This is a genomic window from Nocardia sp. NPDC004604 (assembly GCF_040609795.1).
Taxonomy (GTDB): Bacteria; Actinomycetota; Actinomycetes; order Mycobacteriales; family Mycobacteriaceae; genus Nocardia.
Map to the genome: position 1 here is coordinate 54433 of NZ_JBEXLC010000033.1, position 13181 is coordinate 67613.

Sequence of the window (13181 nt, forward strand, 5' to 3'; positions counted from 1 at the left end):
GGGAAGGATCTCGCGCGCTTCCTCACTTGGCATCCCAATAGCACTCCACCACCGCTGTTGTGAACGGGAACCGCACCGGTGTCGGCCCGAAGGCGATTCGGCCTGCGTTCTGCGCCGCGGTTGCGATCATTTCGGCGACCGCCGTGGCTTCCTCGGCTGGGCAGTGCACGATTACCTCGTCGTGTTGGAAGAAGACCAGTTCGGCGCGGAGCCCGGCGCGAGCCATCGCATGACGCACACCCGCCAGTAGCAGCAGGGCCCAGTCGGCGGCGCTGCCCTGCACCACGAAATTACGGGTGAAGCGGCCGCGAGCGCGCGTTGCGGAGGTGTTGCCGTACTCGCCGAACTGCTCCTGCTCGTGGGATGGGTCGGGCGATGCGACGGAGACCGGCGGGCAGGTGCGCCCCAGCCAGGTGCGCACCAAGCGGCCCTCCGCACCGGCGCGAGCCGCATCGTCGACGTACGCCACCGCGGCCGGAAAACGTCGGCGGAGTTCGGCCATATGGGTGCGGGCATCGCCGGAGGTCTGGCCGTAAATGGCGCCGAGTAGGGCGATTTTGGCCTGGGCACGGTCGCCGCCGAAGACACTTTCCGCCAGCGCCGCGTACAGGTCTTCGTCGCGACCGGCCACCGCCATCAATCCCGGGTCGCGGGAGATTGCGGCAAGTACTCGCGGTTCCATTTGGTCGGCGTCGGCGACTACCAGACGCCATCCCGGGTCCGCACGAATCGCCTGGCGGATCACTTTGGGAATCTGTAGGGCGCCGCCGCCGTTGGTGGTCCAGCGGCCGGAAACCGTTCCGCCGGGCAGGTATTCGGGACGAAAGCGGCCGCCGTGTACCCACTGCTCGAGCCAGGACCAGCCGTGGGCGGTGTACAAGCGGTACAGCGATTTGTAGGCGAGCAATGGCGCTACCGCGGGGTGATCGATCTGCTGGAGCTCCCATTTTCGGGTGGAGGACAACGAGATTCCGGTGCGGGCGAAGGCTCGGATGATGTCGTTGGGCAGGTCCGGCCGGACCCGCACACCCGGCCCGAAGGCGCGCGACACTTCGTCGGCCAACTCCGCCATCCGGCGCGGCTCCAGCCCGCCGGGAAAGCGTTCACCCAGTAGCTTGTCCAGCAGTTCGCGATGGACGTCGGCGCGCCAGGGTATTCCGGCGCGGGACATCTCCGTGGCAACCAGCATGCCCGCCGATTCGGCGGCGAGCAGCAGCCGCATACGCTCCGGATTTTCGGTCTTCGCCGTACGGGCCAGATGGTCCGCGTAGACCTCGAGGAGGGCGTCGAATTCGTCCGTGCCGGGTGGCAGTGGTACCGGGCCGGAATCGAAGAGGGACGGCTGGGTCTCTGCGGCACGTGCAGGCGCGTCCGGCGGGACGGGCAGGTTGTGCAGTCGCGCCCAGGCGGCCGCCAGCGAGTGGGCCTGGCCCGACTGGCCCTGCTCATGGCCGATCAGCAGGGCCTCCGCGGCCTGCACGTCGTAGCAGCGCTCGACCGGCACGCCGACCGCCAGCAGCGGTCGGTAGATCTCGGCTGTGGATCGCCAGACCCATCGCTCGACCTCGGGGCGTGCCCGCACCGCCTCGGCGAGCGAGGGCTCGTGTAGCACCGGTCCGGCGGGCCGACCGTACTGATCGAGTGGGCACAGCCGGGCACCTCCGTCGCCCGTTTCCGCCACCGCCCATCGCACGTTGTCGAGTCTTGCACCGGGGCGACGGCCTTCGACACCCGGGCGGATGCCGTCCACCGAGCCGAATTGACAACGCGGGTGAGGTCGTCCGGCTCAGCGGGCGGCGCGCAGCAGCGGCAGCAGGGCGACGGTCGGGTGGAAGACGCCTTCGACATTTCAGCGGCGCCGAGGCCCCTGCGGATGAGCCACGCGGGCCGAGGTTTCGATGTTCCAGGTGCACGCGCTGTGCCGGGTGCTTAGGCTCACGAGGCCAATTCTTCGAAACGCCTGGAGTTTTTCTCGATGACGATGCCATCGCCAGCACACAGTCGCGCTCCGCTCACCTCGCCGATCGACACCGATGGACCCCGGGTGTCGTTGTACACCCCGGAGTTCGCGGCGGATCCGCACGCGGTGTATCGGGAGATGCGGCGGCGATACGGGGCGCTGGTGCCGGTGGATCTGGCGCCGGGGGTGCCCGCGACATTGGTGGTCGGCTACTACACGGCGTTGCGGATTTTCAATGATCCGGACCACTTTCCGGCGGATCCGCGCGCATGGCAGAAGAATGTGCCCGCGGACTGCCCGGTATTGCCGATGATGCAGTGGCGGCCGAATGCTTTGCGCAATGCCGGTGACGCGCATGCCAGATACCGGCAGGCCAATCTCGCTGGTCTGGAGAAGGTCGATCAGTACGGCCTGCACGACACGGTAGCCAAGCTCGCGGTGCCGCTGATCAATGAGTTCTGTGCCAATGGGTCCGCGGATATGGTGCGCCAGTACGCATTTCCGCTCGCCTTCGCGGTGCTGAATGCCATGCTCGGATGTCCGGCCGAGATCGCGCAGCAGGCGGCGACCGGGATGGCGGCGATCTTCGAGGGTGTCGACGCCGAGCGTGGCAACCAGTTGCTCGCCGGTGCGATGTTGGAGTTGGCCCAGCTCAAGCGGGTCGAGCCGGGCGACGATATCACCACGCGGATGCTGCGGCATCCGGCCGGGCTGAGCGATAACGAGATGGTGCACCAGTTGGGCACGCTGTACGGCGCGGGCATCGAGCCGCAGCAGAACCTGATCGTCAATACGCTGTTGTTGATCCTGACCGATGAGCGCTTCGGCGGCAGTGTGCTGGGCGGGACCCTATCCACCCGGGACGCGCTCGACGAGGTGTTGTTCAACGATCCGCCGATGGCGAATTTCTGTTTCACATTCCCGCGCCAGCCGATCCTGATCGATGATGTCTGGCTGCCCGCGAATCAGCCGGTCGTCATCAGTATTGCCGCCTGCAATACCGATCCGACGATTGCCGCGAACCAGTACGCGGGCAATCGATCCCATTTGGCCTTTGGCGCCGGACCGCATGTGTGTCCCGCGAATTCCCTGGCATATCTGATCGCTCAGGAAGCCATCGACCAACTGCTCGACGCATTGCCCGAAATCCGCCTCGCGGTGCCGGCGGATGAACTGACCTGGCGGCCGGGCCCGTTCCACCGGGCGCTGACCGCGCTGCCGGTTGCCTTCCCCAAGTCGCCGCCGCTGCCGCTGCCGTCCTAGGACCGACGGAGCCTCCCCGGCGCGCGCTGCTCGTGCCACGCTCGGCCTATGCGACTGAGTATTTCCCTCGCCGACTTCACCTGGCCGGATTCGCCGGATGCGATCGGCCCTCGGGTCGATCGGATCGTGCGCGCCGCCGATCAGGCCGGGCTCGACTCGGTATTCGTCATGGATCACCTGTTCCAGATCGGTCCGAACGGCCCGGCCGAACACGACATGCTCGAGGCCTATGCCGCGCTCGGCTATATCGCGGCTCGGACCGAACGAATTCGGTTCGGCGCCTTGGTCACCGCCGTCAGCTACCGAGATCCGGGGCTGCTGGTCAAGAGCGTCACGACCCTCGATGTGCTCTCCGGCGGCCGCGCCTGGCTCGGTATCGGCGCGGCTTGGAATGCTGAGGAAGCCGCGGGGCTCGGCCTGTTCTTTCCGCCGCGATCCGAGCGGTACGAACGACTGGAGGAGACGCTGCGGATCGCGAAGCAGATGTGGGAGGGTTCGGAAAAGCCGTTCCATGGAAGGCATTACACGCTCGAACGACCGCTGAACGTGCCCAATGCGCTGACCCGCCCGCATCCGCCCATCATGATCGGCGGCCAGGGCGAGCGTAAAACGCTGCGCCTGGTTGCGCAGTACGCCGACGCGTGCAATCTCTTCGGTGGATCCGTCGACGCCGTCACGGCCAAACTCACCGTTCTGCGCCAACATTGCGAGGCGGTCGGCCGACCATACAAGGACATCGAGAAGACCATGGTCGCGTACTACTATCCGGATAAACCGATTGCGGAGCAGGCGGATTCGTTCGCCCAGTTCGCCGAGGTCGGCATCCAGCACGTGGTACTCGGCCGTCAGGGCCCGTTCGTGGACGAGGACTTCGAGAAGATCTTCGAATTGACGCTCGCGGTCAGTGACCTCTGACGGCACCGCGTAGCACATCCGCGATTGCCGCCGCGGGCGGTTCACCCGGCGGTTCATGATCCGGCGCAGCGCCTTTCGCGACGGGCGGATAGCCGTAGTCGCTCTCAACGTACTCACTGTGCGCGATGCCCAGCTCCCCTACACCGTCCACCTGCAGAGACGCCCCGCCACACTGGCGGCCGAAGACCAGCTTTGCGGTCGGCTCCAGCGCGGTCTTCGGCGCGGCGGGGCGGATTCGTCGGAATCGGTCTAGGTGAACGGTGGGGTGTCCTGTCGACATACTGTGCCGCGCGGGGGCAGCACGCCGCGCACGACGTAGTTGCTTTCGTGGGCATTCGCGCAACTGCTCGGGTTGGATAGTGTGGTGTGTCCGTATCCGGCGACGGTAAGCAGTCGAGCGTTGCCGAGATGGGCGGTCATGGACTGGGCCGCCCGATACGGGGTGGCGGGATCGAAGACGGTGTTGACTGTGAGGATCGGTGTCCTGGACCGGTTCCACGGGCCGGTGTAGCGATGAGCCGCCTTGCCCGGCCAGGTGGAACACGCCTCGGTCACCCACGCCCAGAAGGGCCCGACCGTCCCGGCCCGCAGGGTGGCGAATTTGGCCAGGGGGCCGTAGAGGTGCGGATCGCGCGGGTTGGGACTCTCGCTGCATATCAGCGCATAGACCTGCTCGATGCCGGAGTAGCTCTGGTCTTGATCGGGGGCAGCCAGCGACAAGTCACCCGCAAAGGATGGAAGGACCTCGGTCGGGATCGTCGGGACCGAGACCATCGATGCGATGCTCTGGGGCGTCTGGCCCAGCCAGAGGTCCTGCAGCAGCTCGGCCAGCGTCGACCAGTTCGGGGCAGCGTCCACGGGATGGACCAGTTGCAGGGCCGTGCGAACGGTGGAGGCGGTGACGGCGAAGGTGAACATGCCCTCCGGGTGGATGCGCAGGCGGTCCATCAGTCGCTCGTACTTGACTCGGGTCGCCCAGGGAGTATCGGCCGCGAAGGGGCAGCCGCTGGGGCCTGCTCGGCTGCACAGGTCGAGGAACTGCGTTAGTGTCTGGGCCGTCCCCAGGTCGGAGTCTTCGCGCAGGAACGTCGGCAGCGCTGGGTCGTCGTCGTACCAGGCCGTGGGATCGACATTGCCGTCCAGCACCATCGCCCGCACTCGGTCAGGGAACAGGTTGGCGTAAGTGGCGCCCAGCAGCGTCCCGTAGGAGGCCCCCATGTAGGTCAACCGCTGGTCGCCCAGGACTGCGCGCAGCAGATCCAAGTCCTGTGCCGAGTCTGTGGTCGAGACGAACCGCAGCAAGACCGGGTCACGCTGTTCACAACGCCGACCCAGTTCGATGTTGCCTTCGATCCACTGCCGCTCTTCCTCATGGCCGACGGGAAACCCTTTGGGCATCTGCGCGAACCAGGCTGCGTACTCCGCGGCAGTGGCGAAACATTGGACGGCGGTTGAGCGACCGAACCCGCGCGGGTCCCAGCTGACGATGTCGAACCGTTCCCGCATCTCCTGGGGAAAGAACGGATACTCGATGATGAACAGGTCGATAGCCGGTGCGGGCCCACCGGGGTTGAACAGCAGGCTGCCGATCCGATGCGCCGGGTCGGTTGCTGGGTGCCGGATGACCGCCAGCTCGATCGTGCGCGCTTGCGGATGCTGATAGTCCAACGGTGCGGTCACGGTGGCGCATTCGAAACCGGCGGCGTTGGGGCACGGGGTCCAGACCGGCGTGGGCGTCGTCATGGGTGTCGGGTCCGGTGGCTCGGCAGCGGCGGGCGCAGCACCGCAGGCCAGGGCTGCGGCCATCATTATGGAAGTCACCACACGTCGGGGGAAATGCGGACGGTTCGACACGGATCCTCGCTATCGTCACGGGAAAGTGCGTGGCTGTGCTGCAAGGAAATTTCGCTAACCGTAGCCAACCATCGAGCAAATGTCGGGTTACGTCGACCATCGGCGTGGCTGCTCGACACCCGGCGGGAAACGCCGCCACTTATCGCCGCGGGTCACATGCCTTTGACGACGAATAGCTATCCGGCCTCGGCGGCCAGTGCGGCCAGCTGCTCGAGGACATCCGCTTCGGGTCTGTCGTACACGGTCTCGGTGGGCGTCGTCTCGATCGCGGTGGCCACCAAGGTTGTACCGAGCAGATCGATTCGGCTGGAGAACGATCGATTCGACCGCATCCATCATGCCGTCACCGAGCTGCATATAGTTGGTGCCCGGCATGGTGGATGCGGGACTAGCTTCGGATTGGGCGCACCGAGAGGTCTTGGGATGCTCGCGCCACCACATTGCCATCCGCTGTGCGAATCTCGGTGGTGTGCGTGGTCACCGAATGACCATCTGCACGGATCCGATCGCGGATCTCGTTGACCTGGTCAGCGCCTAGTTCCATTGTCGCGCTGACAGTTCCGCGCCCGGGCGCGAGGAATTCGATGCCGCCGACGATGTTCCAGATGCGGTAGCCGCTGCCCAGCTGACCAGCCGCCATGACCGCATAGAAAGGGTCGGTCATGGCGAACAGGGTGCCGCCGAAGGCAGAGCGGTTGACATTGCAATTCCATGGGCGAACCCGGTGGCTGACCCGGATCCTGGTCCAGTCTTCGGCGACACTTTCCACTCGCACGCCCGAGAAGAACAACGGCGGATACAGGCTCATCAGCAGCCGGAACCGCGAGGGGTCCGCCGGCAGTGAGCGGGGTGCGCGCGGATGACCAGCAGCCGTGGAGTCCAGCGGTTTCATGAACGAACCTTCCTCACTTGATGATGTGGGGTCATCGCACTGTGGCGTATGCGGGTGGAGCCGCACCGAGGAACCCCGGCACGCAGGGCACCCGGTTCCACTGGGGTTGCCCGGTTTCGACCGACGGTCGGTCACCCCGTATGGTTTCCGCCGAGTCGGCCGGGCCGACGATTACATGAGCATTTGTTCCGATGATGCCGAATGAGCTCACACCGGCCAGCGGGCCGCTTTGCGTCGCTATCCACGGTTCAGCTTGGTTGCCTACCCGAATATCGGTGCCATTCAGATCAATTCGCGGATTGAGGGTATCGAAGTGCAGGAGCGGCGGGATCACACGTTCTCGAACGCACATGAGGGCTTTGATGAAGCCCGCGGCCCCCGACGCTGCCTCGAGATGCCCGAAGTTCGTCTTCAGAGATCCGACATGCAATGGCCTACCGCCGTTTCGAGCGGCCAGCGCCGCAACGATGGCGCTCATCTCTATCGGATCACCCAAAGCGGTTCCAGTGCCGTGCGCTTCGATGAAGCCGAGATCCGCTGGGCTGCAGGTGGCATCGGCCAGGGCGGCCTCGATCAACCGACGCTGGGCGTCAGCATTGGGCGCGGTGAATCCGGAGGATCGGCCATCCTGGTTGAGCGCGACTCCGTGAATGACGCCGAGCACTGGGTCATTGTCTCGCCGGGCGTCGGTGAGGCGCTTCAGCACGATCAGAGCGCAGCCCTCACCGCGTACAAAGCCGTTGGCCCGCGCATCGAAGGCCTTGCACAGGCCGTCGGGCGCCAGTGAGCCGGTTCGGCTGATCGTCCGGGTGGAGCCCGGCGCGAGGATCAGATTGACGCCGCCGGCCACCGCGATCTCCGTTTCGCCGCGCCGCAATGACTGCACCGCGTGGGCGATCGCGACCAGTGCGGAGGAGCACGCGGTATCGAAAGCAACAGCGGGCCCGGTGAACCCGAACGTGTAGGCGATTCGGCCGGCCGCAAAGCTGTGCCCGTTGCCGAGCGCCCAGTGCGCGTCGCCGTGCTGCCCGGCCCAGTCGGCGTAGTCCTGACGACCGCTGATCCCGATGAACGTGCCTACCGCTTGCCCGCGCAGCCGATCCGGGTCAGTGCCGGTGTGCTGCAAAGCTTCCCAGGCGACCTCCAGCAGCATCCGATGTTGCGGATCGATGGCCTGCGCGGCGCGCGGACTGATCCCGAAGAAGTCCGGATCGAAATCGAGTGCGTCGTAGATGAAGCTGCCCCGGGTCGGCAGTTGCGCCCATTCATCTTCGAATGGCCAGCGCCGGTGCATCGGCATGTCGCCGATCAGATCCCGGCCTTTCAGCAGTGCCGCCCAATATCCGTCGAGGTCGCTGATCCCGCCGGCGAGGCGCAACCCGACGCCGATGATCGCGATGGGTCCGACCTCGGATCGTTGATCCAGCTGTGCACGTAATTTTTTGATGGTCTCGGTGGCGCGGCGCAGGGCGATGTTGTCCGGTGCGCCCGCACTCGCGGTAGCTATTTCATCCATCCTGTATCTCCTGATATCACGTTGTTCGCGCGGGTTCGCCGGGCGCGGCGACCAGCTCGCCGTGAAGTGCGATGGCCAGTGCCTCGGCGGTGCCGTGGGTCCATAGCAGCGTCGGCGAGATCCGCAGGGCGAATACGGATTCGAGCCTGTTGCGCATCTCCAGACTCATGAGCGAGTCGAGCCCCATGGCGCGCAATGGCGTTCGCACATCGACGCCATCCGCGGCCATCCGGAGCACGCCTGCGGCAACTTCGACGATCTTGTCCAGTACGAGCCGGGGCCCTTCGGCGTCCGTCGCATCGGACAAGACGGAGCGGAACTCGCTCATAGCGAGCCCGGGCGCAGCGGTATCGCTGCTGTGCCGCAATGCTTTCCAGCTCGGCTGTGCGGCACAGTCGGGATACGCGTCGAACCACCGGCGCGAATCGAAGGACAGATATCCGATGATCTGGCGGTCCTCGGCAAGGAATCCGCCGAGCGCCGTCCATGCGTCGGTCTCGGTGATGCCGGCCATGCCATGCGCAGCCAGCCGCTCACCTCGATTCTGTTGCGCCGCAGCCAAACCGATGTCCGCGAAGGGTCCCCACTGGATGCTCAGTCCGGGTCGGCCGTCGAAGCGGCGCGCCACCGCGAGCGCATCGAGATAGGAGTTCGCCGCGGCGTATGCGGACTGGCCCGGGTTGCCGACGAGTGCGGCGGCGGAGGAGAACAGCACGAACAAATCCAGTGGATCCTGCGCGGTCAGTGCATCCAGATGGCGCGCGCCGTCGACCTTCGGTCGTAAGACGCGTTCGACCTGTTCGGCGGAGAGTCCGAGCACGGTGGCGTCGTCGAGCACTCCGGCGGCATGGAACACCCCGCGCAGCGGCGGAAGCTCCGTCCGGATCGAATCCAGTGCGGCAGCGAGAGCTTCGTGATCTGAGACGTCGGCACGATAGCTGTTCACCGTCGCGCCGGAGCTCGTTCCAGTCTCGAATTCGCCGATCGGCAGCGTTCCCCCGGGTGCGTTGCGCCCGAGCAATGCGACCGCTCCGGCTCCGTGCGCGAGCAGCCAGCTGGCGAGGCTGCGACCGAGCGCACCGTGGCCGCCGGTGATCAGATATGTCCCGTCCGCCCGGAATCGGCCGTCCGGCATGGGCTCCGGAGCGATCTCGCGCACCGTTTCGGGGCGATTGAGCACGAATTTGCCGATGTGTTCGCCGCGGGCCATGTCCCGCAGCACATCCGCGACATCGGCGAGCACGTGGGTGGTGGTCGGTACCGGTGCGAGGTGACCGTCGAGGACCAACTGCCACGACTCATGCAATGCGGCCGCGAAGCGCTCGGGTCGACGGGTCATCATCCCGGCCAGGTCGACGGCAAGGAACCCGATGCCTTTGGCGAACGCCCGCAAGCCGAGTCGGCGATCGGCGTAGATGTCCTTCTTCCCGACCTCGATGAAACGGCCGTCCTCGGCGAGCACGTCGAGACCGTGATCAATGGCCGCGCCGGACAGCGAATTGAGCACGACATCCACTCCGCGCCCACCGGTCCCGGCCTTCACCTCGTCTGCCCAGGTCAGCGCGCGCGAGTCGAAGACATGCTCGATACCGTGCGCATTTTGCAGGAACGCGCGGCGCGCTGCGGACCCGGCAGTAGCGAACACCTGCGCGCCGAGATAGCGGGCCACGCTGATGGCCGCCAGGCCCAATCCACCCGCACCGGAATGAATCAGCACAGTATCGCCTGGTCCCACGCGCCCGAGTACGGCCAGCGCATACCAGGCGGTAGTCGTCACGGTGGGCAGGGCCGCAGCGGTCTCGGCGGTCATGCCGGAGGGGATCGGCGCGGTGTGATCGGCCCGAACAGTGATGTGCGATGCGAATGTCCCCAGTCCGCAGGCCACCACCCGATCGCCGACTGCTCGACCGGTCACGCCCGGCCCGATCCGGCGGATCACACCGGCGCATTCGACACCGAAATCCCCGGCTCCCGGTGAGGTATCCGGATAGGTTCCGGCCGCCTTCATCACATCAATGAAATTCACTGCGGCCGACTCGATTTCGACCAGCACCTCACCGTCGCCCGGTGCACGGGGGGCGAGCGGAACGTAGCGCAGCCCGTCCCAGAATCGGTCCGGAGCCGACCGCAGCCGGAAGGGCTGCGGGAGTAGGTGCCACGGGCGCACTACGCTCTCGCTCGGACGCTCACCGCCTTCGAGTCGGCCGATGTAGCGTCGTCCGGCACGAAGCACCACCTGGTCTTCTCCGGTCGCCACCAGGAGTTCGTCTGCGCAGTCGTCGATCCCGTCGGGCAGGGCGATATCGATGATCTCGGCGGACAGTTCGGGATGCTCACGTCGCAGGACCCGGACGAATCCCCAGAACATGGCGGCACCTGGATCTGGTCGATCCGCAAACTCGGCGGCGCAGGCGTTTGCGGTCACCACGACCAGCCGACGCGGCACGGTTCCGGAACCGACGTGGGCGCGTGCCAGCTCGGCGAGCTGCACAAGTCCTCGACGTTGCGAATCGAGGTCGGCGGTGGGCGCAAGATAGACCACCGTGGTGGTCTGGTCGATGCGGTTGTGCTCAGCGGTGCGCACGGACAGGCCGCGTCGACGAAGGGCTTCCCGCAATGCCTCTTGATGTGTTGCCGCACCGTCCAGGACGAACTGGGTATCCGCCGAGCCGCGCGCAACGGTATCCGCCGAGCCCTGCTCAGCGGTGTCCTCGCGCCGCAACACGAAGTGGAATTCTCGATCGAATCGCCGGGCAGCGGTCCGTTCGCCGTCGATGGCGATCAGCTCGAGTCCGCGGATGGCGGCCAACGGTGTCCGCTGTGCATCGAAGAGATGGATGTCCGCCGAATTCGCCGACCTCCGAACGGCGTACACACAGGCCGTGTCGATGTAATCGGCTGGCTCTGCGTACAGCTTGAGCTCTTCGATCGCCGCTGGAACGACGGTTCGCTCCTCGTCGAACAGCACCAGGGCGACCTGCATTGCGCTATCGAGCAGTGCCGCGTGCAGCTCACCTCGGTGCAGCTGTGCCCGTCCCTGTGCACCGAGTGCGATCCGGGCGAGCGCGGTGTCGCGCGAAATCCGGATCTCGCGCACACCTTGGAATTCGGGGCCGTAGTTCAGTCCTCGCCGTCGGCACAGCTCGTAGAAGTCCGCGGAGCCCATGGGATCGTCGCCCGGTGATTCGGCCGGGAAGTTCGGCGCATCTGCGAGCTCCACCACGTGCATCACCCGGCCTCGAGCATGCGGCGTCCACGTCTGCGCTCCGTCGTCGAGCGACCTGATCTCGACGCTCGCACCCGCCGTGATGTCTTCGCGCAGCATCACATCGAGGCGGGTCGGGGTGTCGTTGAGCGTCAAGGCGCGGGTGAACCGCAAGTCCCGCAACGCCGCTGGTGCGTGCCCGTATCTGGTACGGCAGACCGCGACCGCCATGGCCATCATCATGGCCGCGGGCAGCACCACGGCGTCGCCGACGCGATGGTCGGCCAGCCACGCCATGGCGTCGAGTGTGATGGGAAGGGTGGCGTGCCATGCCCCGGATTCGACGACACTGGGGTACGCGGGAACTCGCAGCGTAGCTGCCGCCGATATGCCGGCTGCGCGCGCCGGAAGCCAGAAGGACTGTCGCCGCATCGGATACGGAGGCAGCGGTGTGGCGGCCGAGGCGGCGATATCAGCGAATGGATGCAGGCCCGAGATGTACGCCCGGGCGCGACTGCGACACATCTCGGTGCGGGGATCACGATCCCGGTACAGCGACGAAAGCGCTATGGGTGGCTGCGGCCGCGTGGCGGCCAGCTGCTCGCTGACCGGTGTCAGCACCGGATGCGGGCTGATCTCGATCACGTGGGTGACGCCCGAGTTGAACAGCGCTGTCATTGTTTCGGCGAATAGCACTGGGCGACAGAGGTTCTCGATCCAATAGTCACCGCCGAGATCGTCGGGCCCGACGCGGCGCCCAGTGACAGTGGAATGCATCTCGACACTGCCCGCACGCCCTGCCACCGCGGTGAGCGCCGCCGACAGTTCGGGCCGGAGCTGGTTCATCTGCGGGCTGTGCGAGGCGTAGTCCACCTTGACCATCCGGCAGAACACGCCTTCGGCCGTGAGAATCTCGTGCAGCGCTTCGATCGAGTCGGTATCACCGGACAGCACACAGGATCGCGGACCGTTGTCGACTGCCAGTCCAACGGAATTCTCGAAGCCCGCTATGACCGAGGGGATCTCATCCTTGGAAAGTTCGACCGCAAGCATTCGGCCGGAACCCGCCAGCGCTCGCAGCGCCGCGCTGCGACGGGCCACGATGAGCGCACCGTCCTCCAGGCTGATCCCTCCGGCTAGCGTGGCCGCCGCGATTTCGCCCTGACTGTGGCCGACGACCACATCGGGAGCGATGCCCATGCGCCGCCACATGGCGGCGATACCCAGCGACAGCGCCCACAGCACCGGTTGCACCTGATCGACGCGCTCGAGCCAACCTGGCCCTGCCGCACCGGATATCACCGGTAGCGGGCTCCAGTCCACATGCGGCTCGAGCGCGGCCGCGCATGCCTCGACGGCGGTGGTGAACGCCTGGTCCTTCCCGTAGAGCGCCGCGCCGACACCGTGCCACTGCGCGCCCTGACCCGGAAAGACGAAGGCCACCCGACCGACGTCGCGAGCGCGGCCGGATAGCACCTCGGGTTGCTCGGCAGCCGGGTCCGCGGCATAACGACGCAGCGTCGCCGACACGTTATCCGGCGCAAAGCCCAGCACGGCGGCACGCCATGACATCGAC

The 13181-nt window shown here is 66.3% G+C and carries 8 protein-coding genes; 2 read left to right on the plus strand and 6 right to left on the minus strand.

The features are described 5' to 3' along the window. Window positions 1-22: 22 nt before the first annotated feature. Window positions 23-1750: a bifunctional 3'-5' exonuclease/DNA polymerase gene (locus ABZW16_RS14930; RefSeq protein ID WP_354956029.1), complete on the minus strand. Its 1728-nt coding sequence runs from the start codon at window positions 1748-1750 to the stop codon at window positions 23-25. 225 nt (window positions 1751-1975) lie between these two features. On the opposite strand from ABZW16_RS14930, the gene ABZW16_RS14935 reads away from it, so the two are divergent. Both ABZW16_RS14935 and ABZW16_RS14940 read left to right on the plus strand, forming a co-directional pair. Continuing rightward, complete coding sequence (locus ABZW16_RS14935) at window positions 1976-3223, plus strand: cytochrome P450 (RefSeq protein ID WP_354956031.1); 1248 nt, start codon at window positions 1976-1978, stop codon at window positions 3221-3223. Window positions 3224-3271: 48 nt separating this feature from the next. Beyond that, the gene (locus ABZW16_RS14940; RefSeq protein WP_354956033.1) at window positions 3272-4138 is read left to right on the plus strand and encodes an LLM class F420-dependent oxidoreductase; all 867 of its coding nucleotides are present in this window, start codon (window positions 3272-3274) and stop codon (window positions 4136-4138) included. 249 nt (window positions 4139-4387) lie between these two features. Here the strand turns inward: ABZW16_RS14940 and ABZW16_RS14945 are convergent, their stop codons facing one another. The 5 genes from ABZW16_RS14945 to ABZW16_RS14965 all read right to left on the minus strand — a co-directional run bounded on the left by ABZW16_RS14945 (window position 4388) and on the right by ABZW16_RS14965 (window position 13159). After that, complete coding sequence (locus tag ABZW16_RS14945) at window positions 4388-5947, minus strand: alpha/beta hydrolase (RefSeq protein ID WP_354956035.1); 1560 nt, start codon at window positions 5945-5947, stop codon at window positions 4388-4390. 221 nt (window positions 5948-6168) lie between these two features. Continuing rightward, the gene (locus ABZW16_RS14950) at window positions 6169-6324 is read right to left on the minus strand and encodes a hypothetical protein (RefSeq protein ID WP_354956037.1); all 156 of its coding nucleotides are present in this window, start codon (window positions 6322-6324) and stop codon (window positions 6169-6171) included. Window positions 6325-6380: 56 nt separating this feature from the next. Then, a complete protein-coding gene (locus ABZW16_RS14955; RefSeq protein ID WP_354956039.1) occupies window positions 6381-6884 on the minus strand; it encodes a DUF4442 domain-containing protein in 504 nt (167 codons plus the stop codon). A gap of 31 nt (window positions 6885-6915) precedes the next feature. Continuing rightward, window positions 6916-8400 carry a polyketide synthase gene (locus tag ABZW16_RS14960; protein WP_354956041.1) on the minus strand — a complete coding sequence of 495 codons (1485 nt, stop codon included), beginning with the start codon at window positions 8398-8400 and terminating at the stop codon, window positions 6916-6918. A 16-nt stretch (window positions 8401-8416) separates the two neighbouring features. Next, a complete protein-coding gene (locus tag ABZW16_RS14965) occupies window positions 8417-13159 on the minus strand; it encodes an SDR family NAD(P)-dependent oxidoreductase (RefSeq protein ID WP_354956043.1) in 4743 nt (1580 codons plus the stop codon). Window positions 13160-13181: the final 22 nt, after the last annotated feature.

Excerpts from the sequence above, each read along its gene's own strand:
- ABZW16_RS14950 (WP_354956037.1), bottom strand. The coding sequence starts at position 6,324 with ATGCGGTCGAATCGATCGTTCTCCAGCCGAATCGATCTGCTCGGTACA.
- ABZW16_RS14935 (WP_354956031.1), top strand. The coding sequence starts at position 1,976 with ATGACGATGCCATCGCCAGCACACAGTCGCGCTCCGCTCACCTCGCCG.
- ABZW16_RS14955 (WP_354956039.1), bottom strand. The coding sequence starts at position 6,884 with ATGAAACCGCTGGACTCCACGGCTGCTGGTCATCCGCGCGCACCCCGC.
- ABZW16_RS14940 (WP_354956033.1), top strand. The coding sequence starts at position 3,272 with ATGCGACTGAGTATTTCCCTCGCCGACTTCACCTGGCCGGATTCGCCG.
- ABZW16_RS14960 (WP_354956041.1), bottom strand. The coding sequence starts at position 8,400 with ATGGATGAAATAGCTACCGCGAGTGCGGGCGCACCGGACAACATCGCC.
- ABZW16_RS14945 (WP_354956035.1), bottom strand. The coding sequence starts at position 5,947 with ATGATGGCCGCAGCCCTGGCCTGCGGTGCTGCGCCCGCCGCTGCCGAG.